Annotated in this window: 23 protein-coding genes, 1 tRNA gene and 1 pseudogene; 6 read left to right on the top strand and 19 right to left on the bottom strand. The window is 63.9% G+C overall.

Features of this window, described 5'->3' with window-relative positions; all coding sequences use genetic code 11:
- Positions 1 to 41: 41 nt before the first annotated feature.
- Positions 42 to 407: pseudogene (locus WA950_RS01975) on the top strand (tyrosine-type recombinase/integrase); the annotation flags it as partial.
- Positions 408 to 607: 200 nt separating this feature from the next.
- Here WA950_RS01975 and WA950_RS01970 read toward each other — a convergent pair.
- A tRNA-Ile gene (locus tag WA950_RS01970) sits at positions 608 to 683 on the bottom strand.
- Positions 684 to 839: 156 nt separating this feature from the next.
- Here WA950_RS01970 and WA950_RS01965 point away from each other — a divergent pair.
- Entirely contained in the window at positions 840 to 1,595 is a 756-nt protein-coding gene (locus WA950_RS01965) for an SIMPL domain-containing protein (protein ID WP_424549986.1), read from the top strand.
- A gap of 204 nt (positions 1,596 to 1,799) precedes the next feature.
- Here WA950_RS01965 and WA950_RS01960 read toward each other — a convergent pair whose 3' ends face one another.
- The 6 genes from WA950_RS01960 to WA950_RS01935 all read right to left on the bottom strand — a co-directional run bounded on the left by WA950_RS01960 (position 1,800) and on the right by WA950_RS01935 (position 4,379).
- The gene (locus WA950_RS01960) at positions 1,800 to 2,303 is read right to left on the bottom strand and encodes a GNAT family N-acetyltransferase (protein ID WP_424549985.1); all 504 of its coding nucleotides are present in this window, start codon (positions 2,301 to 2,303) and stop codon (positions 1,800 to 1,802) included.
- 182 nt (positions 2,304 to 2,485) lie between these two features.
- Positions 2,486 to 2,893 carry a hypothetical protein gene (locus tag WA950_RS01955; RefSeq protein ID WP_424549984.1) on the bottom strand — a complete coding sequence of 136 codons (408 nt, stop codon included), beginning with the start codon at positions 2,891 to 2,893 and terminating at the stop codon, positions 2,486 to 2,488.
- 109 nt (positions 2,894 to 3,002) lie between these two features.
- Positions 3,003 to 3,353: a nuclear transport factor 2 family protein gene (locus tag WA950_RS01950; RefSeq protein ID WP_424549983.1), complete on the bottom strand. Its 351-nt coding sequence runs from the start codon at positions 3,351 to 3,353 to the stop codon at positions 3,003 to 3,005.
- A gap of 57 nt (positions 3,354 to 3,410) precedes the next feature.
- Positions 3,411 to 3,833: a secondary thiamine-phosphate synthase enzyme YjbQ gene (locus WA950_RS01945; protein ID WP_424549982.1), complete on the bottom strand. Its 423-nt coding sequence runs from the start codon at positions 3,831 to 3,833 to the stop codon at positions 3,411 to 3,413.
- 13 nt (positions 3,834 to 3,846) lie between these two features.
- On the bottom strand, positions 3,847 to 4,029 hold the full coding sequence (locus WA950_RS01940) for a hypothetical protein (protein WP_424549981.1): 183 nt from the start codon (positions 4,027 to 4,029) through the stop codon (positions 3,847 to 3,849).
- The gene (locus WA950_RS01935; protein WP_424549980.1) at positions 4,026 to 4,379 is read right to left on the bottom strand and encodes a DUF1428 domain-containing protein; all 354 of its coding nucleotides are present in this window, start codon (positions 4,377 to 4,379) and stop codon (positions 4,026 to 4,028) included. Before WA950_RS01935 ends, WA950_RS01940 begins: the two co-directional genes overlap by 4 nt.
- A gap of 199 nt (positions 4,380 to 4,578) precedes the next feature.
- On the opposite strand from WA950_RS01935, the gene WA950_RS01930 reads away from it, so the two are divergent.
- A complete protein-coding gene (locus WA950_RS01930) occupies positions 4,579 to 6,231 on the top strand; it encodes an alpha/beta hydrolase (RefSeq protein ID WP_424550060.1) in 1,653 nt (550 codons plus the stop codon).
- A 74-nt stretch (positions 6,232 to 6,305) separates the two neighbouring features.
- On the opposite strand, the gene WA950_RS01925 is transcribed toward WA950_RS01930, so the two are convergent.
- Entirely contained in the window at positions 6,306 to 7,412 is a 1,107-nt protein-coding gene (locus tag WA950_RS01925) for a branched-chain amino acid ABC transporter substrate-binding protein (RefSeq protein WP_424549979.1), read from the bottom strand.
- Between the two features lie 303 nt (positions 7,413 to 7,715).
- On the opposite strand from WA950_RS01925, the gene WA950_RS01920 reads away from it, so the two are divergent.
- Positions 7,716 to 8,288, top strand: coding sequence for a transglycosylase SLT domain-containing protein (locus WA950_RS01920; protein ID WP_424549978.1), 573 nt, complete (start codon positions 7,716 to 7,718; stop codon positions 8,286 to 8,288).
- A 118-nt stretch (positions 8,289 to 8,406) separates the two neighbouring features.
- Here the strand turns inward: WA950_RS01920 and rpoD are convergent, their stop codons facing one another.
- From rpoD to WA950_RS01890, 6 genes are all read right to left on the bottom strand, one after another.
- The gene (rpoD, locus tag WA950_RS01915; RefSeq protein ID WP_424549977.1) at positions 8,407 to 10,461 is read right to left on the bottom strand and encodes an RNA polymerase sigma factor RpoD; all 2,055 of its coding nucleotides are present in this window, start codon (positions 10,459 to 10,461) and stop codon (positions 8,407 to 8,409) included.
- A gap of 423 nt (positions 10,462 to 10,884) precedes the next feature.
- On the bottom strand, positions 10,885 to 11,232 hold the full coding sequence (locus tag WA950_RS01910; RefSeq protein WP_424549976.1) for a GFA family protein: 348 nt from the start codon (positions 11,230 to 11,232) through the stop codon (positions 10,885 to 10,887).
- A gap of 71 nt (positions 11,233 to 11,303) precedes the next feature.
- Positions 11,304 to 12,341: an L-threonine 3-dehydrogenase gene (tdh, locus tag WA950_RS01905; RefSeq protein ID WP_424549975.1), complete on the bottom strand. Its 1,038-nt coding sequence runs from the start codon at positions 12,339 to 12,341 to the stop codon at positions 11,304 to 11,306.
- A gap of 33 nt (positions 12,342 to 12,374) precedes the next feature.
- Positions 12,375 to 13,562 carry a glycine C-acetyltransferase gene (locus WA950_RS01900; RefSeq protein WP_424549974.1) on the bottom strand — a complete coding sequence of 396 codons (1,188 nt, stop codon included), beginning with the start codon at positions 13,560 to 13,562 and terminating at the stop codon, positions 12,375 to 12,377.
- A 37-nt stretch (positions 13,563 to 13,599) separates the two neighbouring features.
- Positions 13,600 to 14,055, bottom strand: a complete 456-nt coding sequence (locus WA950_RS01895; protein WP_424549973.1) for a GFA family protein — start codon at positions 14,053 to 14,055, stop codon at positions 13,600 to 13,602.
- A 126-nt stretch (positions 14,056 to 14,181) separates the two neighbouring features.
- A complete protein-coding gene (locus WA950_RS01890) occupies positions 14,182 to 14,910 on the bottom strand; it encodes a class I SAM-dependent methyltransferase (RefSeq protein ID WP_424549972.1) in 729 nt (242 codons plus the stop codon).
- 126 nt (positions 14,911 to 15,036) lie between these two features.
- On the opposite strand from WA950_RS01890, the gene WA950_RS01885 reads away from it, so the two are divergent.
- On the top strand, positions 15,037 to 15,807 hold the full coding sequence (locus tag WA950_RS01885; protein ID WP_424549971.1) for an SDR family oxidoreductase: 771 nt from the start codon (positions 15,037 to 15,039) through the stop codon (positions 15,805 to 15,807).
- 15 nt (positions 15,808 to 15,822) lie between these two features.
- Here the strand turns inward: WA950_RS01885 and WA950_RS01880 are convergent, their stop codons facing one another.
- The 4 genes from WA950_RS01880 to WA950_RS01865 all read right to left on the bottom strand — a co-directional run bounded on the left by WA950_RS01880 (position 15,823) and on the right by WA950_RS01865 (position 20,865).
- Positions 15,823 to 16,293: a VOC family protein gene (locus WA950_RS01880; RefSeq protein WP_424549970.1), complete on the bottom strand. Its 471-nt coding sequence runs from the start codon at positions 16,291 to 16,293 to the stop codon at positions 15,823 to 15,825.
- A gap of 80 nt (positions 16,294 to 16,373) precedes the next feature.
- Positions 16,374 to 18,218 carry a DNA helicase RecQ gene (gene recQ / locus WA950_RS01875; protein ID WP_424549969.1) on the bottom strand — a complete coding sequence of 615 codons (1,845 nt, stop codon included), beginning with the start codon at positions 18,216 to 18,218 and terminating at the stop codon, positions 16,374 to 16,376.
- Between the two features lie 64 nt (positions 18,219 to 18,282).
- Positions 18,283 to 20,280 carry a DNA primase gene (gene dnaG, locus WA950_RS01870; RefSeq protein WP_424549968.1) on the bottom strand — a complete coding sequence of 666 codons (1,998 nt, stop codon included), beginning with the start codon at positions 20,278 to 20,280 and terminating at the stop codon, positions 18,283 to 18,285.
- A 135-nt stretch (positions 20,281 to 20,415) separates the two neighbouring features.
- Positions 20,416 to 20,865, bottom strand: coding sequence for a GatB/YqeY domain-containing protein (locus tag WA950_RS01865; RefSeq protein ID WP_424549967.1), 450 nt, complete (start codon positions 20,863 to 20,865; stop codon positions 20,416 to 20,418).
- A 324-nt stretch (positions 20,866 to 21,189) separates the two neighbouring features.
- Between WA950_RS01865 and carA the strand changes: the two genes are divergently transcribed.
- The gene (gene carA / locus WA950_RS01860; RefSeq protein ID WP_424549966.1) at positions 21,190 to 22,398 is read left to right on the top strand and encodes a glutamine-hydrolyzing carbamoyl-phosphate synthase small subunit; all 1,209 of its coding nucleotides are present in this window, start codon (positions 21,190 to 21,192) and stop codon (positions 22,396 to 22,398) included.
- Between the two features lie 76 nt (positions 22,399 to 22,474).
- Here the strand turns inward: carA and WA950_RS01855 are convergent, their stop codons facing one another.
- Positions 22,475 to 23,851: an MATE family efflux transporter gene (locus tag WA950_RS01855; RefSeq protein ID WP_424549965.1), complete on the bottom strand. Its 1,377-nt coding sequence runs from the start codon at positions 23,849 to 23,851 to the stop codon at positions 22,475 to 22,477.
- Between the last annotated feature and the right edge of the window lie 44 nt (positions 23,852 to 23,895).

The following is a 23,895-nucleotide window of genomic DNA, read 5'->3' as shown; positions in this document are numbered from 1 at the left end:
CGGAGTTGGCGCGCTATCGCGCCGCATATCCGCTCGGCTCGATGGCCCGGCTTGCAATGGAACTGATGCTGAATTTGGGCGTCAGACGCTCCGACCTCGTCAAACTCGGCTGGCGGAACCTCGTAGGAGAGCGCATCGAATTCATGCCGGAAAAGGGTTCTGGCAAATACGCGCAGTCACTCAGCCTGCCCGTCACAGACGAGCTTCGCGAGGCGCTGGACGCAATCACACATGATCAGCCGACATTCCTTATCACGGAATATGGCAAGGCGTTCAGCGGGAACGGGTTCGGCAACAAGATGCGCCAGTGGTGCAATGATGCTGATTTGCCAGAATGCTCGTCGCACGGCCTCAGAAAGGCGTCCGCGACCATCCTCGCCGAGGCTGGCGCGACCGAACATCAGCTTATGGCGATCTTCGGCTGGTCTGATTCCAAGATGGCGCAGCACTACACGAAAGCCGCCCAATCCAAGCGCATCATTGATGCCGGTTTCGAGCGTCGGAAAACCTACGTGGCCCGCAGAAATGTCCCACTTTCATCGAACCGGAATTCCGGTGAGACAAATCGAGGAAAAAACGATGGAAAAACAACGTCCGAAGAAAGAAATGGTGGGCCCGGAGGGACTCGAACCCCCAACCAAGCGGTTATGAGCCGCCGGCTCTAACCATTGAGCTACAGGCCCATTCCGGCCGGGTGGCCGGGGCCGTCGGTCAATGGCAGCCGACGGCAGGAAAGCGTCTAGACGAAATCTGTCCGTCTCACAAGCGCTGCCGTATTCTCCACACAATGCCGGGCGAAGAACGGTGCAAGGGACACAACTATCAGGAGACATTTCAGCATGTTCCATGGAACCTTGGGCCGCCGCACCGGCGTCGGTCTTGTCGCCCTCTCGCTCGCTCTTGCCGCCGCCATTCCGATGGCCGCACACGCCCAGGAAACCGCAAAGCCGCGCGAGGCGACCATCGTCGTCACGGGTGAAGGAACGGCCGAAATGGCCCCCGACATGGCCCTCATCGATCTCGGCGTCGTCAAGGTTGCCAAGACCGCCCGCGAGGCGCTCGACGAAAACAACAAGGCGATGGCCGAGATTCTCGCCGCGCTGAAGGAAGCCGGCATCGAGGCGCGCGATCTGCAGACCTCCGGTTTCACGATCAACCCGCAGTACCAGTATCCCCAGAGCACGACGGGCGAAAACCCGCCGCCGGTTCTCCTCGGCTTCCAGGTCGCCAACACGGTGACGCTGCGCGTGCGCGATCTCGGCAAGCTCGGCGAGATCCTCGACAAGGCCGTATCGCTCGGCGCAAACCAGGGTGGCGGCATCCGCTTCACCAACGACAAGCCGGACACGGCCGTCAGCGCGGCGCGCAAGAAGGCCGTCGAGAATGCCATGGCCAAGGCCAAGGAACTGACGGACGCCGCCGGCGTCGGCCTCGGCCGCGTGCTGGAGATTTCCGAAACGAGCTATCGTGCAGAACCGATGCCGATGATGCGCGCCGTTGCCAAGGACTATGCCGCAGCCGGCGCGGTGCCGCTGGCCACCGGCGAAAACAGCTACTCCGTCATCGTCAACGTAACCTTCGCCCTCGGCAAGTAACCGGTGAAGGGGGCCGGTTTGCCGGCCCCTGCCCGCCGCCGTCATCCTCAGGCTCGACCCCGAGGATCCAGGGCGGCATCCGGAGCGTGGATGGCCGGGTCAGGCCCCGCCATGACGCAGGAGAGGTTTAAAGACTTTGCAGCGATTTGAAGGGCCGGGAAACCGGCCCTTCCTCGTTTCCGCAAAGCGGTTCGCAGCTCGAGCCTACGGCCTTCCTCCAACCGGTCCCTCCATGAGGACGGACGGGAAAGCCACGTCACTGCCCATCGGGATGGAAACGACCTTCAGCCGCACGAGCCCCATCCGCGCATAGAAGGGTTCTGCGTTGAGCCCGGAAAATGCCTGAAAGCGCACGGCGCCCTCTGCGCTTGCCGTGCGCGCGCATTGGGTGAAGATCGACCGTCCGATGCCGTGTCGCGCGCGGGCCGGGTCGACCGCGAAATGCCGCAGATGAGCCAGCCCCTCCACCGACTCGCCAGAACCCGGCGCACCAGATGTCCAGCCGCCGCAGCCGACGACATGGCCTTCATCCTCGACGATATAGAACGTGCCTGATGTAAGTAGCTCGACCTTTGCCTTCGTCATGAACGGCAAGGCGCGCGCCAGTACGCGCTCTTCATAGGCCGTGGCCATCATGGCCGGATAGGACCGGCCAAGCAGGGCCTCCACGGCGGAAAAATCGTCAAGTCCCGCGATCCGGATCATCATTGTCGCCCCTCCGGCAGCATCAAGGCCGTGCGCGCTTTCCGCAGCACAGCCGACGCTAGCCAAACCCCCGTCAAAACGCAAAAACCCTCCCGGCAGGACCGGGAGGGTTGCTGTCCACCGGGCCGGGGGTGACACGGCGGACAGCTTCTTTCAGGTCGGCGCCAGGGCGCCTGCCCGGTTGTTTAGCGCCAGATCGGGCAACCACGATCGTTCATGAAGACCATGCGGGCATAGTCACCGCGGCGGAAGCCCTCGACCACGACGCGGCGCGGCGAGACATCGACGACGCGGGCGCGACGCATGCCGAAGTCGCGGGCCTTGGCCTCGGCAAGGCCCGGCGAGCAGCGACCGCGACGGCCCCAGTTGCCACCGTGGCGGCGGTCATCGCGGCGATCCCAGCGATCACGATCATGACCACCACGGCGATCACGGTCCCAGCCACCGTCCTGCACCTGCAGGAAGCCATTGCGGTAACCGACCGTATCGATGGTCACTTCGAGGCCAGCAGCAGAAGCGGCCGGAACGGAGGCCGCCAGGGCGCCAAGGCCCAGGACTGCGGCAAGAATGGTCTTTTTGAAAATATTCGTCATGGAAGGCTCTCCTGTTCGCTCCGACCGGGCGCTTCGTCCGGTGTTGAGGAGACCATAGGGCGGCCCGGCTGAACGAAATCAGAATCCTTCGTTCAGCCTGCGTTCAACTTCATGAACCGGAGAAAAACGCGACGCGGGTAATCATGCCGTCCTCGACTTCGAGGCAAAGGATCTTCTCCTTCGAATAGGCAGCGCCGCCGGCCGATTTGCCGCGCGCCGTCACGCGGATCGCGACATTGTGGCCCAGCGCATCGCTCATCACCAGCGCGTCGCCATAGCTTTCGTCAAAGGCCTCGAAATGGCGGGCAAGCCGGCCGCGCAGCGCCTCGCGCCCGTTGTCGCTGCCCTCCCCGATGCCGGCAATCGCCACATCCTCGTGGACCCTGGCGGCGAGCGCGGCGAAATCGCGGGCGTTCAGCGCCTCGATGACGAGGTGATTGATGCTTTCTGTGTCAGACATGGCTCTCTCCTGCGGGCGGGTCCCCGCAGCAACGTTCCATCGTATGACGCAGTTCCGTCAAGAGCCGAGATGCAGCACGATTTCGCGCCGGTGCGGCCGGTCGCGATGCTCGAAGAGATAGAGGCCCTGCCAGGTGCCGAGCGCAAGGCGCCCGCCCATGACCGGGATGCCGATCGAGACCTGTGTCAGCGCCGCCTTGATATGGGCCGGCATGTCGTCCGGCCCTTCCATCGTGTGGACGATCCAGCGCATGGACGGATCGTCGGAGGGCGGCACGAGACGGCGAAAGAACTGGTCGAGGTCGCGCCGGACATCGGGATCGGCATTTTCCTGGATGAGCAGCGAGCAGGAGGTATGGCGCACGAAAACCGTCAGCAATCCCGCGTCCACGCCCGAACCCTGCACGAAAGCCCCGGCCTCGCGGGTGAACTCGTAGAGCCCCTGCCCGCGGGTCGAGACCGTGACGATCGTCTGCGGCACCGCGCCGTCCGCCTCAGCCAATCGCCCAGAACAGGGTGCCGCCGATCACGATGAAGGCGATGATGACGCCCATGAACCGCGCAAGACCCGCATTGGTGTCCGTGTCGGTGCCGACGATCGCGTTGTAGAGGTTCATCATGGCAAGTCCTTTCGTCTGGAGATCGATGCGGTGATAGCGCAGCCGATCACCGCTCACAACTCGAGGAAGGCCTGAAAGCCGCCATAGATCATGCGCTTGCCGTCAAAGACGTCCTTCCAGTCGTTCCCCTGCAGTCGCGGATCGGCCATCACCTTGGCGACGATCTCATCGCGGCGCGCGCGCGATTCGTAGGTGATCCACGAGAAGATCACGACCTCCTCGTCGCTCGCCTGCACGGCGCGGGGAAACGAGGTCAGCTCGCCATAGGGCACATCGTCGCCGATGCATTCGACATAGTCGATCGCACCATGTTCCTTCCACACCGCCCCCGCCGCACGCGCCATCGCCTTGTAGGCCTCGATATTGGCCTTCGGCACGGCCAGCACAAATCCATCTGCATAGGTCATGATCGTCTCCTCCTTTGGTGAGAACATGACAAGGACGTGTGGCACGCCGCCCATCCGACAAGGGGGCGACGGTTTATTTGCGAAATTGAATCTTGCCGGAAGGGTCCTCGCCCAACTCCTGAGGGGCAGGCGCCGGGTTGCGCGGCTGCGGCCGGCATGCAAGGTTTGCGGCAACGAAGCATGCGAAGCGGAAGGAAGTCTGGCCGTGCGGAATTGGTTCTGGCGTCTTCTACTCTCCTTCTCCGTCACGGGGCTCATACTTGGTACGCTTCTCTTTGCAGCCTCCCTGACGCCGAGCCTGCTGCCACGCACCTATGTCACGCAGGGCCTGCTTTCCGGCGTGGCGATGGCCTGCGGCTATGGCCTCGGCGTTCTTCTCTCCGCCCTGTGGTTCTGGCTGGAGCTGCCGGAGCCGAAGGACCGGGTGCAGCTCGCCCTCAAGGCGGTTGCCGGCGGCCTCAGCGGCGTCGTCGTGCTCGTCTTCCTCTGGCGCACGGCCGAATGGCAGAATTCCATCCGCACGCTGATGCACCTGCCGCCTATAGAGACGGCCCATCCGTTCTATGTCGGCCTCATCGCGCTTGCCGTCTTTCTCCTGCTGTTCGCGCTCGGGCGGCTGTTCGCCTTCCTCGTCCGCCTCTTTGCCAGCACCTCGCGTCGCGCGGCCCCGCGGCGGCTTTCCTACCTTATCGGCACGGCGCTGGCCGCGATCCTGTTCTGGACGCTGGCCGATGGCCTGCTGGTGCGCTTCGTGCTGCACACGGCCGATTCCTCCTTCCGCCGGCTCGACCAGGTGATCGAACCGGATACCGCCGAGCCGTCCAATCCGCTGAAGTCGGGAAGCGAGGCATCTCTGGTGCGCTGGAACGAGCTTGGCCGCATGGGGCGCTCCTTCGTTGCGAGCGGGCCGAGCGCGGCGGATATCTCCAGCTTCACCGGCAAGCCTTCGCTGGAGCCGCTTCGCGTCTATGCCGGCCTCAACGCCGCCGATACGCCGGACGCACGGGCGAAGATCGCCCTCGAGGAATTGATCCGCGTCGGCGGCTTCGAGCGCTCTACCCTGCTCATCGTCATGCCGACCGGCACCGGCTGGGTCGATCCGGAAGGGATCGATACGGCCGAATATCTGCACCATGGCGACATCGCCAGCGTCGCCATCCAGTATTCCTATCTTGCCAGCTGGCTCTCGCTGCTCGCCGAGCCGGACTATGGCGCAGAGGCTGCACGGGCCCTCTTCCACGCCATCTACGGCCACTGGACGAGCCTGCCGAAGGAAAGCCGCCCGAAGCTCTATCTCTACGGCCTCAGCCTCGGCACGCTGTCGTCGGAGCAGTCGGCGGAGCTGTTCGAGGTGATCGGCGATCCTTATCAGGGCGCGCTGTGGGCCGGGCCGCCCTTCCCCAGCCGCATCTGGCGCAAGATGACGGCCGATCGCGACCCCGGCACACCGGCCTGGCTGCCGCGCTTCCGCGACGGCTCCTATGTGCGCTTCACCAGCCAGCGCAACGCCCTGCCCGAGGCGGGCGATCACTGGGGGCCGATGCGCATCGTCTACCTGCAATATGCCAGCGACCCGATCGTCTTCTACGATCCCTATTCCTTCTACCGCCAGCCGGACTGGATGGCGGTGCCACGCGGGCCGGACGTGTCTCCGGACTTCCAGTGGTATCCCGTCGTGACCTTCCTTCAGCTGACGCTGGACATGGCGATGGCGACCACAACGCCGATGGGGCTCGGCCATGTCTATGCCGGCGAGCACTATATCGATCCGTGGATCGCGGTGACCGACGTGACGGACTGGAGCGCAGCGGATGTGGCGCGGCTGAAGGAAAAGTTCCGGGCGGGCCGATAGGCGCGCGCGCCTCATTCCCACAAACAAAAACGCCGGGGCAAAACCCCGGCGTTTCCTGTTCCAGATCGCAAACCTTATTCGGCAGCGACGATCTTGCCGTCTTCCCACTTGAAGAGCGAGAAGCTCTGCGAGGTGAGGTCGCCGCTTTCGCCGTAGGTGAGCTTGCCGATGGCGGTCGGGATGGCCTCGCCGGACTTCAGCGCTGCCGTGACGGCAGCCGCATCGTCCGCGCTGCCGGCCTTCTCGATGCCGGCCTTCAGAACTTCGACGGCGGCATAGGCGTTGAGCGTGAAGGCTTCCGGCGGGACGCCCTTTTCCTTGAGGACAGCGACAGCCGCCTGGGAATCGGCGCTCTTCAGCGCGTCGGATGCGTTGGTGAAGAGCGTGCCGGCAGCAGCTTCGTTGCCGATCGCCCAGTATTCGCTGTTCGACAGGCCTTCACCGCCGATGATCGTGGCATTGACCGAGAGGTCCTTCAGCTGGCGGGCCAGCAGGCCGCCTTCCGGATGGTAGCCGCCGAAATAGATGACTTCGACGCCATCAGCCTTGAGGCGGGTGATCAGCGCGCTGAAATCCTTGTCGCCCGGAGTAACCGAATCGTAAAGCGCTTCGGTAACGCCGCCCTTGTTGAGGGCTGCCTTGAAGGCATCGGCCAGGCCCTTGCCGTAGGCGCCCTTGTCATGGACGACGGCGACCTTCTTGTCCTTGAGGCTCGCCAGTACATAGGCGGCGGCAACCTCTGCCTGCTGGTCGTCACGACCGCAGGTGCGCAGGACGTTGGTGAGGCCGCGGGCCGTCAGGTCCGGTGCGGTCGCGGTCGGGGTGACCATCAGGATGCCGTTTTCAGCCAGCACGTCGGAGGCCGGAATGGCAACGCCCGAAGTGACCGGGCCGACGACGAAGCGGATGCCTTCGCCGACGATCTGGTTGGCAGCCGAAACGCCCTGCTTGGGCTCGCCCGCGTCGTCGGTCAGCTTGAGCACGACCTGCTCGCCGAGAATGCCACCGTTCTTGTTGATTTCTGCAACAGCTGCTTCCGCACCGTTCTTGACCTGGTCGCCATAGGCGGCAACCGGACCGGTCAGCGGCGCGATGAGGCCGATAACGATGTCTGCATGGGCGAGCGGCGCAAAGGCGACGGAGGCCGCAAGGAAGGCGCCGGCGAAAATCTGCTTCTTCATGGTCTTTCTCCTCAACTGGGGTCGCCTCCCGGAGACCCGTTCGCAAACCGCCGTGCAGTCGGATTGCGTTAGCCGAAATCCGAAGGCAGGACGGCATTTTCACGGTCCGGAACAATCGTGCGCGAAGGGCCGGCGTGCTGTGGATTGATTAGGCCGGAAGGGCAAAAAGAGCAACAAAATAATGCATTTGCATACTTGATGAGCGGATCAAGCGCGTGAATGGGAAGACCGAGTGGCAATTGAATCAAAACGGATTGTTAAGATTTACCATTCATAAATATCCGCAAATTTTGAGGAACAGCGATGCGTTGCGTATTGATCGTCGTCCTCCTGCTGCTCGCCGGATGTGCGTCTGTCCCCCGACAGACGCAGAATGCCTGTGCAATCTTCGAGCAGCGCGATGGCTTCTTCGACAACTGGCGGCGAGCCGCCTACAGTGCCCAGAGGGAATATGGCGTGCCGGTCCCCGTGCTGATGGCGACCGTCTATGCGGAATCCGGATTCCGGCACAATGCGCGTCCGCCGCGCACGAAACTCCTGGGCTTCATCCCTTGGAAGAGGCAATCGACCGCGCTCGGTTTCTCCCAGGCGCTCGACGGCACCTGGCAGCAATACAAGCGCGTGACCGGCCGCTGGGCAGCCAAGCGTACCGATTTCGGCGACGCTATCCGCTTCATCGCCTGGTATCACAGCGAGAGCAACCGCAAGAACGGCATCGCGCTCAACGATACCTACCGGCTCTACATCGCCTATTATCACGGCCACGCCGGCTACCAGCGCGGCAACTGGAGCGCGACATCGAAGGCCGGCGCAAAGCGGGCGACGAACATGGCCGCCAACTATTCACGCCAGCTGAAGGGCTGCGGCGGCTGGTAGAAAAAGCTGCCCCGGCACAGGCCTGAAGCCTTGCAGCTTCAGGCGGTACCAAACCCGCCACGAACAAAAAAAGCCCCGCGACCTTCCGGTCGCGGGGCTTTTTGTTGTCTTCGTCGCCTCAGCTGTCGAGGAACGAGCGCAGCTTCCTGGAGCGGCTCGGGTGCTTGAGCTTGCGCAGCGCCTTCGCCTCGATCTGACGAATACGTTCGCGGGTGACCGAGAACTGCTGGCCGACTTCCTCGAGGGTGTGGTCGGTGTTCATGCCGATGCCGAAGCGCATGCGCAGGACGCGCTCTTCGCGCGGCGTCAGCGAGGCCAGCACGCGGGTCGTCGTCTCGCGCAGGTTCGCCTGGATGGCGGCGTCGATCGGCAGAAGCGCGTTCTTGTCCTCGATGAAGTCGCCGAGGTGGCTGTCCTCTTCGTCACCCACCGGGGTTTCGAGCGAGATGGGCTCCTTGGCGATCTTCAGGACCTTGCGGACCTTTTCGAGCGGCATGGCGAGCTTTTCGGCCAGTTCTTCCGGCGTCGGCTCGCGGCCGATCTCGTGCAGCATCTGGCGCGAGGTGCGAACGATCTTGTTGATCGTCTCGATCATGTGCACCGGAATACGGATCGTGCGGGCCTGGTCGGCGATCGAGCGGGTGATCGCCTGCCGGATCCACCACGTCGCGTAGGTGGAGAACTTGTAGCCGCGGCGATACTCGAACTTGTCGACCGCCTTCATCAGGCCGATATTGCCTTCCTGGATGAGATCCAGGAACTGCAGGCCGCGGTTCGTGTACTTCTTGGCGATCGAGATCACGAGACGGAGGTTGGCTTCCACCATCTCCTTCTTGGCGATGCGCGCCTCGCGCTCACCCTTCTGCACCATGGAAACGATGCGGCGGAACTCGGCGATCGAAATGCCGGTTTCGGTGGCGAGGTTCTGGATCTCCTGACGGATATCGCGGATCGTCGTGTTCTCGCTCTTGGCGAATTCCTTCCAGCCGCGGGCGGCAAGGTTGGCGATCGACTTCATCCAGTTCGGATCGAGTTCCGCACCGGAATACTGCTCAAGGAACGAGTCGCGCTTGACGCCATAGCTTTCGGCCAGGCGCAGCAGACGGCCCTCGTTCTGCATCAGGCGCTTGGAGATGTCGTAGAGCTGCTCGACAAGGCTGTCGACGCGGTTCTGGTTCAGCGACAGCGACTTGACGGCCGTGATCAGTTCGTCCTTGAGCTCCTTGTAGCGGCGCTCCTGGGCGGGCGAGAGCGTGCCGGTGGCCTGCAGGCGGGCTTCCACCTGCTGGTCCTGCAGCTTGCGCAGCTTCTTGTAGGTCTCGGCGATCGTATCGAGCGTCTCCATGACCTGGGGACGCAATTCCGCTTCCATGGCGGCGAGCGAAAGGTTCGACTCGTCGTCGTCCTCTTCCTCTTCCTCCGGCGGCAGGCCCTCGCCGCCGACATTGGTGATGTCGTCGTCATTGGCCGCACGCGGCTTGCGGTTCTTTTCCTTCTCTTCGGCCGCCTTGCGGTCGGCCTCGATCTTCTCCGGGCTCTGGAACTGCGGAGCAGCCTTCGCCTCGGGACCGGAATAGGTCGTCTCGAGATCGATGATCTCGCGCAGCAGCGTCTGGCCTTCGTTAAGTTCATCCCGCCAGATGATGATGGCCTGGAACGTCAGCGGGCTCTCACAGAGACCGGCGATCATCGTCTCGCGGCCGGCCTCGATGCGCTTGGCGATGGCGATTTCGCCCTCGCGCGACAGAAGCTCGACGGAGCCCATTTCGCGCAGGTACATGCGCACCGGGTCGTCCGTGCGGTCGGTCGGCTCCTTCTTCTTGGCGGTCGCAAGCGCGGTGCCGCCGGAAGAGGCAAGTTCGCCGCCTTCGCTCTCGTTGTCGTCGTCGCTGGCCTCGTCGTCGCTGCTCTGGCTCGCCTCTTCGGCGTCCTCGTCCTCGATGACGTTGATGCCCATATCCGAGAGCATGGCCATCGTGTCCTCGATCTGCTCCGAGGTGACTTCCTCGGAGGGCAGGACAGAATTCAGCTCATCCATCGTGACATAGCCGCGCTTCTTGGCGGCCTTGATCATCTTCTTGACTGCATCATCGGAAAGATCGAGAAGTGGGCCGTCGGATGCGCCTTCGCGTTCGTTTTCGACTTCCTCGTTCTCTTTGACCTTTGTCGCCATTTATCTCGTCGCTTTCCTGAGCATCCCGTTTTCAAGCGGTTAGGGTTTCCGCCGCCGATGACCCTTCGGCATGCGCAATCGCCTATCAGCGTCCCTGACCTAACGGATTGACAATTAAATCTCGATTAACCACGCCCCGGCCTGCGGGTTTGTGGACGTGTTGCCGAGGCAACACAATTGACATGACTTCCCGATCCGCCGTACCCATTCCTTCACAGCCAACAATGGTGATTCCCAGAATTTTCGGTCACGTCAAGCTTTTCCAGTAAAAAAGCCGGAAAAGCCTGCGATTCGGCTTCGCGGACAGGAATGTCGGCGGATCCGGGCAATTGCTTCCTCATGTAGGCATTATTCCCGGAAAGACAAGAGCCGCATTCCCCGCGCCGCCACAACCACGCACAGACCGATTCGCACGCAAGAGTTTCAGAAAGAGCGCCCGTCGACCTTGCTGATCGTCAATGTCTCAAGATCGATCGCCGGAAGACAGCGCAGATTGACCGCCGCCATGCTGTTTCCCTTCGGATCCTTGCCCTCGCCATAGGGCGCGATACCGCAAGTGGCGCAGAAATGATGCTGGATGGCGTGGCGGTTGAACTGATAGGTCGAGACATTCTCTTCCGGAGTTTTCAGCACCAGCCTGTCGCGCGGCACGAAGGCGAGCAGACCGCCGCGCCTTCGGCACATGGAGCAGTTGCAGTCGAGCCCCGTATCGAATTCGCCCTCGACCTCGAAGGCGATCTTGCCGCAGTGACAACTTCCCTCGTATTTCATCGCGTTTCTCCTCCTGATCTTTGGCGCATGTCGTTTTCGCAAAACCGCTACGCACTTTTGCGCAACATGCGTCAGTGCCAATCCATGACGACCTTGCCGGAATTGCCCGAGCGCATCGCCTCGAAACCATCGCGGAATTCGTCGATCCCGATCCGGTGGGTGATGATCGGCGACAGGTCGAGCCCGCCCTGCACGAAGGCGATCATCTTGTACCAGGTCTCGAACATCTCGCGGCCGTAGATGCCCTTCAGCGTCAGCATCTTGAAGATCACCTTGTTCCAGTCGATGCCGAAACCGTCGGGCGCGATGCCGAGGATCGCGATCTTGCCGCCATTGTTCATCGCGTCGATCATCGAGCGGAAGGCAGGCGGCGCGCCCGACATTTCGAGGCCGACGTCGAAGCCCTCCGTCATGCCGATTTCCGTCATCACCTGGGCAAGGTCCTGCTTCGAGGCGTCGACCACATGATCGATGCCGACCTTGCGGGCGAGGTCGAGGCGAACGGGGTTGATGTCGGTGATGACGACCTTGTGCGCGCCGGAGCGTTTCGCCACCATCGCCCCCATGATGCCGATCGGCCCCGCGCCGGTGACGAGCACGTCCTCGCCGACGAGATCGAAGGAGAGCGCCGTGTGGACGGCATTGCCGAATGGATCGAAGATCGCGGCGACCTCGTCCGGCACGTCGTCCGGGATGGGCACGACATTGTGCTCGGGAATGCACACGAACTCGCCGAAGGAGCCCGGCCGGTTGACGCCGACGCCCTTGGTGTAGTGGCACAGATGCCCGCGCCCGGCGCGGCAGTTGCGGCACTTGCCGCAGACGATATGCCCTTCGCCCGACACCCGTTCGCCGACATGATACTTCGTCACGGACGAACCGACCTCGGCAATCTCGCCGACGAATTCATGGCCGACGACCATCGGCACCGGGATGGTCTTCTGCGCCCAGTGATCCCAGTTCCAGATATGCACGTCCGTGCCGCAGATCGCAGACTTCTTCACCCGGATCAGGACATCGTTCGGGCCTACCTCCGGCACCGGCACATTCTCCATCCAGAGGCCGACTTCAGGTTTTGCTTTAACCAGCGCACGCATCATGTTCGACATGACGAAATCTCCGCAAGGGATTCAGAAGACTCTTCAAATGACGTTGAGGTCACGCCCGACCTCGGCAAAGACTTGAATCGCTTTGCGAACATCCGCCTCGCTGTGGGCGGCCGACATCTGCGTGCGGATGCGCGCCTGCCCGCGCGGCACGACGGGGAAGGAAAAGCCGATGACATAGACGCCCCTGGCCAGCATGCGGGCGGCCATTTCCTGGGCAAGCGACGCATCGCCCAGCATGACGGGAATGATCGGATGGCCCTCCCCCGCGAGCGTGAAGCCGAGCTTCGTCATCTCCGCGCGGAAGAGGTCCGCATTGTCATAGAGGCGCTTGCGCAACGCATCGCCATTGTCGATCAGGTCGAAGACCTTCAGCGAGGCGGCGGCGATGACCGGGGCGAGCGTGTTGGAGAAGAGATAGGGGCGCGAGCGCTGGCGCAGCCATTCGACCACCTCGCGCCTGCCGGACGTGTATCCGCCCGAGGCGCCGCCGAGCGCCTTGCCGAGCGTGCCGGTGATGATGTCGACGCGGCCCTCGACGCCGCAATGTTCCGCCGAACCGCGTCCATGCCTGCCGACGAAGCCCACCGCGTGGCTGTCGTCCACCATGACCATCGCGCCGTATTTCTCGGCAAGGTCGCAAACGCCCCGAAGGTTGGCGATGATGCCGTCCATCGAGAAGACGCCGTCGGTGGCGATCATCTTGAACCGACTACCTTCCGCCTTCTTCAGCTCCTCTTCCAGCGCCGCCATGTCATTGTTGGCATAGCGGAAGCGCTTCGCCTTGGAGAGCCGCACGCCATCGATGATCGAGGCATGGTTCAGCGCATCGGAAATGATGGCGTCCTCCTCGCCAAGCAGCGTCTCGAACAGACCGCCATTCGCATCGAAGCAGGAGGAATAGAGGATCGTGTCTTCCAGTCCGAGGAAGGAGGAGATGCGCGCTTCCAGCTGCTTGTGCTCCTCCTGCGTGCCGCAGATGAAGCGCACAGAGGCCATGCCGTAGCCGTAGCGGTCGAGCGCCTTCTTGCCGGCTTCGGCCAGCTCCTCGCTGTCGGCAAGGCCGAGATAGTTGTTGGCGCAGAAGTTCAGCACGCGCTCGCCCGAGGCGACGGCGATCTCGCCGGCCTGCTTGGAGGTGATGACGCGCTCGGCCTTGTAGAGACCGCCGGACTTGAGCGCCTCGATTTCGGCTTGCAGATGGGAAAGGAAGGCGGAGGTCATGGGCATGCACTCACAGCTTTGAGAACGGTCTGGCGGTTCAGGCGAGGCTTGCCGCATAGGCGGCCATCAGCGGCTCGAAATCCTCCATCGGCGGGAATTTCTCATAGCTGTGGGCGGCAGGCGTTTGCGCCCAGGCAAGCTTTTCGCTCGTATAGGTCTCGACGAAGGGGCTGTACCAGCCGATGTCTTCCAGCATGGTTGGCCTGACATTGACGAAGAAGTCGAGGCCCGCCGGACGGGTGAACATCCACGTCATGCAATCGCGGCAGAAATGATGGCCCGCTTGCGGGCTCGCCCCGGCAACGACCGGCTCGCCCTCGATGACGGCAAAGCCCTGTGTCGGGATCGCGGCGCTCAGCGAATAGGCGCTGCCCGACATGCGCTGGCAACCGGTGCAATGGCAGGCCATGGCGATCAGCGGCGGCGCGCTGATGCGGATCTTCACCTTCCCGCAGCGGCAGGCCCCGTCCAGCGGCAATCTCAGTCGGCTCATGGGATCGGCTCCCTCCGATACGCGCCGGCTGTCGTTCTTATCGTGATGCCGGCGACAAGGTTACAAGCAATAGTTCTAGCGCAGCCGCAGGCCGCGTAAAGGGCCCGCCCGCTTCTTTTGACCGTTTCAGGGACGATCGCAGGCGATGAGCAGGAACATCGGTCGGTTGAGTTCCACCTGCCATTCCGGATGCGCGGCAAGCTGCTCGGCGCTCGGGCGCCATTCCTCGACATGGCGGATGACGAAACCGGCCGCCACCAGGGCATTCAGCGTCGTGCCGAGCGTGCGGTGATACTTCAGCACGCCCTTGGCGAGCCAGTCGGTGGTGCGCGGGCCTTCGACCAGATAGCCATCGACCGGCCAGACCGTCCTGCCGTCCACCTGCGCCCAATCGGGCATGGAGGGCGCCATGTAGATCGGGTGCTCGATGGTGAAGACGAAGGAGGAGCCCGGCACCAGCGCCGTGTGCACCGTGCGCACCAGCCGGTCGAAATCCGCGATGTAGTGAAAGGCAAGCGACGAATAGGCAAAGTCGAAGGCGTTTTCCGGCAGTTCCAGCCTGTCGAGGTCGGCAATCTCGTAGCGCACGGCCGGCGATGCCGTCTCCGCCCGGGCGCGGGCGATCATGTTTTCCGAAAGATCGAGGCCGAGCACGCTCTTAGCCCCTTCAGCCGCTGCATGGCGCGCGAACCAGCCGAAGCCGCAGCCGAGATCTACGATGCGCCTGCCGGCAAGATCTGGCAGCAGGGCACGCACGGAACGCCATTCCGCGGCGCCCGCAAGCCCATGAACCGAGCGCGGCAGGCTGCTGTAGCCCTCGAAGAAGGTCGGCTGGTCATAGATGTTCTGGGCCATGGCACTATCCTTTTCTGCGTCGGACATAGCGTCTTTTTACCAAAGGACAAAGCCGTCGGACAACCAAACGGGGTTGACAGGACTGCCCTGCTTTTGTCCGTTGGCGGCAACCAAAAGGACCCGGCGATGACGATATTGGACAGGTTTTCCCAGAAGGGGCGCGTCGCCCTTGTGACCGGCGCTGCGCGCGGCCTCGGTTTCGAGATCGCCAAGGCGCTGGCGGAAGCCGGTGCGCATGTCGTGGTGACGGGCCGGACGGCGGCAACGCTCGACGAAGCCGTCGCGAAGATTGCGGCCGGCGGCGGCAGCGCCTCCGCAGCGGCCTTCGATATCGCCGACCGGGCCGCCCAACGCGCCACGCTTGCCGATATCGAGCGCCTGCACGGACGGCTCGACGTCCTCGTCAACAATGTCGGCGCGCGCGACCGGCGGCCGCTCACGGACATGGACGACGACGCGATCGACGAATTGATCCGCACCGATCTTTCCGCCGCCGTCAGCCTGTCGCGCGACGCGGCCGCGCTCATGAAGCGCAACGGCCATGGCCGGCTGATTGCCATCACCTCGATCGGCGGCCACGTCGCCATGCCCAATGACGGCGTCTACCCCGCCGCCAAGCACGGCCTTACCGGCCTGATGCGCAGCATGGCGGTCGAATACGGCCCCCATGGCATCACCAGCAACGCTATCGCGCCCGGCTGGTTCGCAACGGAAACCAATGCGGTCATGGCCGCCGACGACGACCTCATGCCCTTCGTGCGCCAGCGCATTCCCGTGCAGCGCTGGGCCCGCGCCGACGAGATCGCCGGCGCGGCCCTGTTTCTCGCCAGCGACGCCGCCTCCTTCGTCAACGGCCACGTTCTGGTGGTGGATGGCGGCATGACCGTCCGGATGTGAGGGCGGGCCTGCCCCTCATCCGGCCGCGGCCGCTTCCAGCGGGGCGATGTCGAGCTTGACCATCTTCAGCATTGCCTCTGTGACGCGCCTGACCTTCGCCTGGTCCGGGTCAGCCATCAATTCGCCAAGCCGCGTCGGCGCGATCTGCCAGGAAAGGCCCCAGCGGTCCTTGAGCCAGCCGCATTGCTCCACCGAGCCGCCCTCCTTCAGCGCGTCCCAAAGCCTGTCGAGATCGCCCTGCGTGTCGCATTCGACCATGATGGAAAAGCTGTGGTTGAACGGATCGAGCGGACCGGCCTCGATGGCCATGTAGCGCTGGTCGCCGAGCGTGAAGCTTGCAACCTTGACGCTGCCCGGCGGGCCGCTCGGCGTCTCGGCCGGGAGCGGCGTGACCCAATGAACCGAGGAACCGGGAATGAGCGAGGTATAGAAGCCGATGGCGGCCTCCATGTCCTTCGCAAACCAGAGATGCTGCGTGACCTTCATCGTTTCGTCCTCCGTATTGAACTACAGCAAGGACGAAGGCGGCCGGAACGTTCCGACAGGCTTCTGCAAAAAAATTCGGCTCAGCCGAAATATTCGTCGATGACCGCCAGGAAGGCATCGCCGAACCGGTCCCGCTTGGAGACGCCGATGCCGGGAATGTCCAGCAGCTCCTCGCGGTCGCGCGGGCGCTCCTTGGCCAGCGCGATCAGCGTCGTGTCGGGGAAGACCACATAGGGCGGCACGTCGAGATCCTTCGCGATCGAAAGACGCTCGGCGCGCAGCAGTTCGAAAAGCTCGAGGTCGGAGCCGGCAAGGTTGGAGCGCTCGCGGGCCGCCGGCGAATTGCCGCCCTTGGCCTTGCGGCCCGTCTGCGGCCTATCCTTGCGGAACAGAACCTGCCGCTCCTTGCGGAAGACGGCGCGCGCCTCCGGCTCCAGCTTGAAGGCACCGAAGGCGGCATGGTCGACGCTGATGAGGCCGCTTGCCAGCAACTGGCGGAAGATCGACTGCCAGATGCGCGGCGCGATATCCTTGCCCACGCCGAAGACCGGCATTTCCGTATGGCCGAAGCGTTCGGTCTTCTCGTTGACCGAGCCCATCAGGACATCGATGAGGTGCCCCGCGCCAAAGCGTTCGCCCGTGCGGTAGACGGCGGCCAGCGCTTTGATGGCGGCCTCCGTGCCGTCCCAGGTCTCGACCGGACTGCGGCAGGTGTCGCAATTGCCGCAGCGCCCTGCGTGGGATTCGCCGAAATGCGCCAGGATCGCCTGACGCCGGCAGCCGGCCGTCTCGCAGATGGCCAGAAGCGCCATAAGCTTGGCGCGCTCGACACGCTTGATCTCTTCGGCCGCATTGCCCTCGTCGATCATCTTGCGGCGCTGCACGACATCCGCCATGCCATAGGCCATCCAGACATCGGAAGGCAGGCCGTCGCGCCCCGCGCGTCCCGTCTCCTGATAATAGGCTTCCACCGAGCCCGGCAGGTCGAGATGGGCGACATAGCGCACATCCGGCTTGTCGATGCCCATGCCGAAGGCGACGGTCGCGACGAGGCAAAGGTCTTCCTCCTTGAGGAAGGCATCCTGGTTGGCGTCGCGCACCGCGCGGTCGAAGCCCGCGTGATAGGGCAGCGCGCGAATGCCCTGCGTATTCAGCCAGTCGGCCGTGTCTTCCACCTTGGCGCGCGACAGGCAGTAGACGATGCCGCTCGCGCCCTGGTGGCGCGACAGGAAGCGCAGCAGCTGCTGGCGCGGCTGGTCGCGCTCTGCGATCTCGTAGGAAATATTCGGCCGGTCGAAGCTGGTGGTGAAAACCTCGGCACCCTGAAGGCCGAGGCGCTCGATGATGTCCTCGCGGGTGTGCGGGTCGGCGGTTGCCGTCAGCGCGACACGCGGCACGCCAGGATAGCGCTCGCCGAGCATGCCGAGCGTGCGGTATTCCGGACGAAAATCGTGCCCCCATTGCGAGACGCAATGCGCCTCGTCGATGGCGAAGAGCGCAATGCGCGTGTCGGCGACAAGCTCGGCAAAACCATCCGTGACGATGCGCTCCGGCGTGACGTAGAGAAGGTCGAGTTCGCCCGCCCGCATGGCATCGCGCACGGCGAAGAACTCGTCCCGCGTCAGCGACGAATTGAGCCCCGCCGCCCGGACGCCAAGCTGCTTCAGCGCCTCCACCTGATCGCGCATCAGGGCGATCAGCGGCGAAATGACGATGCCCACGCCATCGCGGCACAGCGCCGGGATCTGGAAGCAGAGAGACTTGCCAGCGCCGGTCGGAAACAGCACCACCGCATCGCCGCCCGCCGCCACATGCTCGACCACCGCTTCCTGCTTGCCGCGGAAGGCGTCGTAGCCATAGACGCGCTTGAGAACGTCGAGCGGAGAGCGGCGGCGGCGGGCGTCATGGGCAGGCGTATCGAGCATCAAATCCGTCTTTCGTGCGGGCAAATTATGGGTTCTGGCGGGCAGATGGCTCGCCGTCAAAGCATCACTTTGCCGCCGGGCCCTTCACGCGCCCGGAAAGCACGCCGAAGCCCTCGATGATCGCTTCCTGGTTTTCCATGCGCATGGTTTCCAGCTGCACTTCCTGCAGGGCGCGCAGGATTTGCGGCACGCGCTCGTCGTCGCCCTCTTCCGTCGCCGTGGCGAGTTCCCGCTCCAGCTCGTGGCGCTGCCAGAGCAGGGCGCTGGTGCGCTTGTGAAGGGCGAGCGCCTGGAGGAAGCCCTCGCGGGCATCCTCGGCGGCGGCTTCCGCCGTCGCGGTCCACAGGCGTGAATTGCGGATCTGCTGCTCGAGGCCCCTGAGCAGGGTGTCGAAGCCGGCCGCCTCCAGCTCCTCGACCAGCCGCGCGCGGTCGAGACGGGCGCCGATGGAACCGGCAATGCCGAGCAGCGCCGGCCAGAGGCGCTGCAGCTCGCGGTGCTCGTATTCGATGATGGCGATTTCATCGTAGTCGCTAAAGAACAGGCCCGGATGGTTGACGACGGTCAGCGCCAGCACGCTTTCGCGCAAGGCTGGCAGGTCCTGAGCCCCGCTTACCAGCGCCGAACGGGCGAGCCGGTCGGAAATGCCGGTGGGAACTGCATTGCCCTGCGCGGCACCGCGCCCGCCGCCCCTGCCCTGCCGGTTGCCGGAGAACCCGCCGCCGCCCTGCCGTTGCGCCGGGCGGAAGAAAGTGTTCAGGCGGTCGCGCATGTCCTGCTGGTAATGGCGGCGCACATCCTCGTCGGCAATGACGGCCGTGATCTGCCTGAGGCGTGCTTCCAGCGCGGCACGGCTTTCCGGCGTATCGAAGTTGACGCCCTGCACCTCGCGCCCCCAGATCATCTCGGCCAGCGGCCGGGCGCTCGCCATCACCTTGTCGAAGGGCGCGCGGCCTTCCAGGCGCACGAGATCGTCCGGGTCCTTGCCGTCCGGCAGGAGCGCGAAGCGCACGGTCCGCTCCGGCTTGATGAAGGGCAGCGCAAGGTCGGCGACCCTGTTTGCCGCACGGATGCCGGCGCCGTCGCCATCGAAGCACAGCACCGGCTGCGGCGTCATCTTCCAGAGCAGTTCGAGCTGGTTTTCCGTCAGCGCCGTGCCGAGCGGGGCGACGGCGTTCTCGATGCCCGCCTGATAGAGCGCGATCACATCCATATAGCCTTCGACGGCGATGATCGTTCCGGCGGCCTTTTCGTCCTGTGCGGCGTTGCCGGTGCGGCCCGCCCCCTGCGCAGCCTTGCGGGCGCGCGCATGGTTGTAGAGCACGCCGCCCTTGTGGAAGAGTTCGGTCTCGTTGGAATTGAGATATTTCGCCAGCGCATCCGGCGACATGGCGCGGCCACCGAAGGCGATGACCTTTTCCCGGATCGACAGGATGGGGAACATGATGCGATCGCGGAACCGGTCGTAGGACACCGGGATTTCCGGCCCGTGCACGACGAGGCCGCAAGCCTCGATGGCTTCCTTCGGAACCCCCTTGCCGGCGAGAAATTCCTTGAGCGCATTGCGGCTGTCCGACGCGTAGCCGAGGCGGAAGGTCTCGATGGTGCGCCCGGTCAGTCCACGATCGCGCAGATAGGCGCGCGCCTTCGCGCCGACCGGCGACTGCAACTGGTCCTGGAAGAAGCTTGCCGCCAGTTCCATGACCTCGACGAGACCCATGCGCTCCTTCTCGCGCTGCTCGGCCTGCGCATCCGGCTGGGGCATGGCGACGCCGGCAAGATCGGCGATCTGCTGCACGGCCTCGGGGAAGGAAAGCCCTTCGAGATCGGTGAGGAAACGGAAATGATCGCCGGAAACGCCGCAGCCGAAACAATGGTAGCGGCCCTTGCGATCCTCGCAGTGGAACGACGGCGACTTTTCGCCGTGGAACGGGCAGCACGCCCAATAGTCGCCGCGCGAGACATTGGTCTTCTTGCGATCCCAGGTCACGCGCTTGCCGATCACGTCCGAAATGGAGACGCGGTCACGGATTTCATCTAGGAAGGCGGTGGAAAAGCGCATGATTACCTCGGTCGAGGTCCATATAACCATCCGGGCGCCTCGCCGCCAGCGATAGTCGCCCGCCCACAGCAATTCACAGGGCAAACGCAAAAGGGCGGCCGAAACCGCCCTTTCCCTGAATCAGTCCGCAACGGATTACTTCAGCAGGTCCTTGACCATGCCGGAGGCCTTGGCAAAGTCCATCTGGCCGGGATAGCGCTCCTTGAGCACGGCCATGACCTTGCCCATGTCGCGCAGGCCCTGCGCGCCGATCTCGGCGATGGCGGAAGCGATCAGCTCCTTCATCTTGTCCTCGGAGATCTGCTCGGGCAGGAACCCTTCGATGACCTTGATTTCCTCGCGCTCCTGGGCGGCGAGTTCGGGGCGGCCGTTCTCGGAGAAGATCTTTGCCGATTCTTCGCGCTGCTTGATCATCTTGGCGAGGATCTGCAGCAGTTCGTCGGTTTCCACCGGGCCCTTGCCGACACCGCGATTGGCGATGTCGCGGTCCTTCAGCGTCGCCATGATGAGGCGCAGCGTGGAAACACGGCAGGCATCCTTGGCCTTGAGCGCATCCTTGAGGGCATTTGCGATGGTCTCGCGCATTCTTTTCTCCATGGGAGGCTGCCCGCGCCGGATGGGCGGCAAGGCCTCGATCGTCGTTCGATTGTGCATGCTCATAGACCGGCAAGGCGTCTGCCGGCAATCGGATTACGCAAGCGATTGAATTTAAACGCTTTATAAATCAGCGCAATTCGCGAGGCAACGGTTGACCCCGTCCCCTGCTTTGTCTATTTTCCGGCACCTGCACGAAAATTGGCAATCAGGGCGAACCAACGCGGGTTTCTGCGCGCCTTTGCCTGCGACTTTAAATGGTGCCTGGCTTCCCGGCTTTCAAGCCGCACGCCCGGTGCCGGAAACGGGATGATTATGACCTCGACACCCGCATGGACCACCGAAAAGCCAACCGCCCTGCTCGTCCTTGCCGACGGCACGGTGATCGAAGGCAAGGGCATCGGCGCCACCGGCAAGGTGACCGCGGAAGTGTGCTTCAACACGGCGCTGACGGGCTATCAGGAAATCCTGACGGACCCCTCCTATCTCGGCCAGATCGTCACCTTCACCTTCCCGCATATCGGCAATACCGGCACCAATGACGAGGATATCGAGGACCTGACACCCGCCGGGCGCCACGGCGCCGTCGGCACGATCTTCAAGGCCGATATCACCGAGCCGTCGAACTACCGCTCGGCCAAGCACCTCGACGCATGGCTGAAGGCGCGCGGCATCATCGGCCTCTCGGGCATCGACACGCGCGCGCTGACCGCCTGGATCCGCGAGAACGGCGCGCCGAACGCGGTGATCGCCCACGACCCGAACGGCGTCTTCGACATCGAGACGCTGAAGGCCGAAGCCAAGGCCTGGGGTGGCCTGCTTGGACTGGACCTTGCCAAGACGGCCACGTCCGGCCAGTCCTCGCGCTGGACACAGACGCCCTGGGTCTGGAACGAAGGCTACGGCGAGCAGGCCGAAGGCGAGACGAAGTACCATATCGTCGCGCTCGACTACGGCGTGAAGCGCAACATCCTGCGCCTCTTCACCAGCCTCGGCTGCAAGGTCACCGTGATGCCGGCGACGACGAGCGCGGAAGAGGTTCTGGCCCAGAAGCCGGACGGCATCTTCCTTTCCAACGGCCCGGGCGACCCGGCGGCGACCGGCGAATATGCCGTGCCGGTGATCCGCGCGCTGGTCGACACCGGCCTGCCGGTCTTCGGCATCTGCCTCGGCCACCAGATGCTCGGCCTGGCGCTCGGCGCCGATACCGAGAAGATGCGTCAGGGCCATCGCGGCGGCAACCATCCGGTGAAGGACCACACGACCGGCAAGGTCGAGATCGTCTCGATGAACCACGGCTTCGCCGTGTCCACGGCGTCCCTGCCGGAAGGCGTCGAAGAAACCCACGTTTCGCTGTTCGACGGCACGAATTGCGGCCTGCGCCTTACCGGCAAGCCGGTCTTCTCCGTCCAGCACCACCCGGAAGCCTCCCCCGGCCCGCAGGACAGCCACTACCTCTTCCGCCGTTTCATCAACTTCCTGCGCGAGAGCAAGGGCGAGGAAGCCATTCCGGAACGCGCATAAGCGCTCCCATCCCCTCTATGCAAAAAGGCCCCGGACGCGTCCGGGGCCTTTTGTTTTGCCGTCAGCGGGATGTTTGCTACGCCGCGCTTTTCTGCTTCACCAGCCGGTAGAAGCGCCAGTTGAGCAGGATCGAGGCTGCCGACAGGCCGGCAAGGAAGCCGAACCAGACACCGATGCCGCCGAATCCCGCCGGGAAGGCGAAGAACCAGGCGGCAAGGAAGCCGATCGGCCAATAGGAGATCAGCGCCAGGAGCATGGGAATGCGCGTGTCCTTGAGACCGCGCAGCAGGCCGGCGGCGATTGCCTGCAGACCGTCGACAAGCTGGAATATACCCGCAACGACCACGAACGGGACTGCAATCGCCAGAACGGCCGCCGAGTCCTTGCCCGCCTTGTCGAGAAAAATAGAGGCGAGTTTCGTCGGGATAAGGGCGAAAAGGACACCGCCCGCAACCGCGATCACCGCCGCCACGGCGAACACCGCCCAGGAGGCGCGCACGATGCCCAAATGATCGCCACGCCCATGCGCCACGCCAACGCGCACAGTTCCGGCCTGCGCGAGGCCGAGCGGGATCATGAACGCGATGGAGGCGAGCTGGAGCGCAATGCCATGGGCCGCAAGTTCCAGCGTGCCGATACTGCCCATCAGCAGCGATGCAACGCTGAAGAGGCTGACTTCCGCAAGCAGGGTAAGGCCGATCGGCAGGCCGAGATGCACGACCTCGCGGAAGGCCGGCCAGTCCGGCCGCCAGAACCGCACGAACAGTTCGTATCGCCGCATTTCCGGGCGCGACTGGATATAGGCCGTGATCAGCAGGAAGCTCAGCAGGTTGACGCCGACCGAGACGATGGCCGCCCCCTCGATGCCCATGGCCGGGAAGCCGAAATGGCCGAGCACCAGCGCATAGGCGAAGAAGGCGTTGATCGTCAGGATGATGATCGTGATGTAGAGCACGATGCCCGCCCGGCCGTGCGCGCTGACGAGACCGCGCAGCGTCATGAAGAGCAGCGCCGGGCCGATGCCCCATTGCGCGATCGTCAGGTAGCTGCCGGCAAGCGCCGCCACGTCCGGCTTCTGGCCGGCATAGAGCAGGATGTTCTCCGCATTGTAGAAGAGCGGGATCATCACCGTCGCATAGATCAGCACCACCCACATGCCCATGCGCACCGAGCGGCGCACGGAAACGGTGTCGCCCCGGCCATAGGCCTGCGCCACCATGGGCATGACGGCATTGGCAAAGCCCGAGCCGAGAATGAAGACGGTAAAGAAGAACTGGCTTGCCAGTACGATTGCCGCAAGATGCGCCGCGCCAAGGCGGCCGAGGATGACCACGTCCGTCGTGTGAATGCCGAGCTGGGCAAGCTGCGCGCCGATCAGCGGCACGCCGAGGGTAAGGGTCGCCCGGAAATGCGCGCCCCAGCCGTTCTCCTCGCGATGCGGTGCCATGTGCATGATAGTTCTCACTTTCGCATCGCTTCCGATCACAAGTTCCGGTC

The sequence above is a fragment of the Shinella sp. genome, assembly GCF_049651085.1.
Classification (GTDB): domain Bacteria; phylum Pseudomonadota; class Alphaproteobacteria; order Rhizobiales; family Rhizobiaceae; genus Shinella.
The sequence above is the reverse complement of the archived record's forward strand: the minus strand, read 5'-3'. Positions and strand labels throughout refer to the sequence as shown.

Coding starts and splice junctions, on each gene's coding strand:
- WA950_RS01880 (WP_424549970.1), bottom strand. CDS start 16,293: ATGAAGGTCACGCAGCATCTCTGGTTTGCGAAGGACATGGAGGCCGCC.
- WA950_RS01910 (WP_424549976.1), bottom strand. CDS start 11,232: ATGAAATACGAGGGAAGTTGTCACTGCGGCAAGATCGCCTTCGAGGTC.
- WA950_RS01895 (WP_424549973.1), bottom strand. CDS start 14,055: ATGAGCCGACTGAGATTGCCGCTGGACGGGGCCTGCCGCTGCGGGAAG.
- WA950_RS01900 (WP_424549974.1), bottom strand. CDS start 13,562: ATGACCTCCGCCTTCCTTTCCCATCTGCAAGCCGAAATCGAGGCGCTC.
- carA (WP_424549966.1), top strand. CDS start 21,190: ATGACCTCGACACCCGCATGGACCACCGAAAAGCCAACCGCCCTGCTC.
- WA950_RS01920 (WP_424549978.1), top strand. CDS start 7,716: ATGCGTTGCGTATTGATCGTCGTCCTCCTGCTGCTCGCCGGATGTGCG.
- WA950_RS01890 (WP_424549972.1), bottom strand. CDS start 14,910: ATGGCCCAGAACATCTATGACCAGCCGACCTTCTTCGAGGGCTACAGC.
- WA950_RS01865 (WP_424549967.1), bottom strand. CDS start 20,865: ATGCGCGAGACCATCGCAAATGCCCTCAAGGATGCGCTCAAGGCCAAG.
- rpoD (WP_424549977.1), bottom strand. CDS start 10,461: ATGGCGACAAAGGTCAAAGAGAACGAGGAAGTCGAAAACGAACGCGAA.
- WA950_RS01925 (WP_424549979.1), bottom strand. CDS start 7,412: ATGAAGAAGCAGATTTTCGCCGGCGCCTTCCTTGCGGCCTCCGTCGCC.
- dnaG (WP_424549968.1), bottom strand. CDS start 20,280: ATGCGCTTTTCCACCGCCTTCCTAGATGAAATCCGTGACCGCGTCTCC.
- WA950_RS01960 (WP_424549985.1), bottom strand. CDS start 2,303: ATGATGATCCGGATCGCGGGACTTGACGATTTTTCCGCCGTGGAGGCC.
- WA950_RS01950 (WP_424549983.1), bottom strand. CDS start 3,353: ATGTCTGACACAGAAAGCATCAATCACCTCGTCATCGAGGCGCTGAAC.
- tdh (WP_424549975.1), bottom strand. CDS start 12,341: ATGTCGAACATGATGCGTGCGCTGGTTAAAGCAAAACCTGAAGTCGGC.
- WA950_RS01935 (WP_424549980.1), bottom strand. CDS start 4,379: ATGACCTATGCAGATGGATTTGTGCTGGCCGTGCCGAAGGCCAATATC.
- recQ (WP_424549969.1), bottom strand. CDS start 18,218: ATGCTCGATACGCCTGCCCATGACGCCCGCCGCCGCCGCTCTCCGCTC.
- WA950_RS01965 (WP_424549986.1), top strand. CDS start 840: ATGTTCCATGGAACCTTGGGCCGCCGCACCGGCGTCGGTCTTGTCGCC.
- WA950_RS01855 (WP_424549965.1), bottom strand. CDS start 23,851: ATGCACATGGCACCGCATCGCGAGGAGAACGGCTGGGGCGCGCATTTC.
- WA950_RS01955 (WP_424549984.1), bottom strand. CDS start 2,893: ATGACGAATATTTTCAAAAAGACCATTCTTGCCGCAGTCCTGGGCCTT.
- WA950_RS01885 (WP_424549971.1), top strand. CDS start 15,037: ATGACGATATTGGACAGGTTTTCCCAGAAGGGGCGCGTCGCCCTTGTG.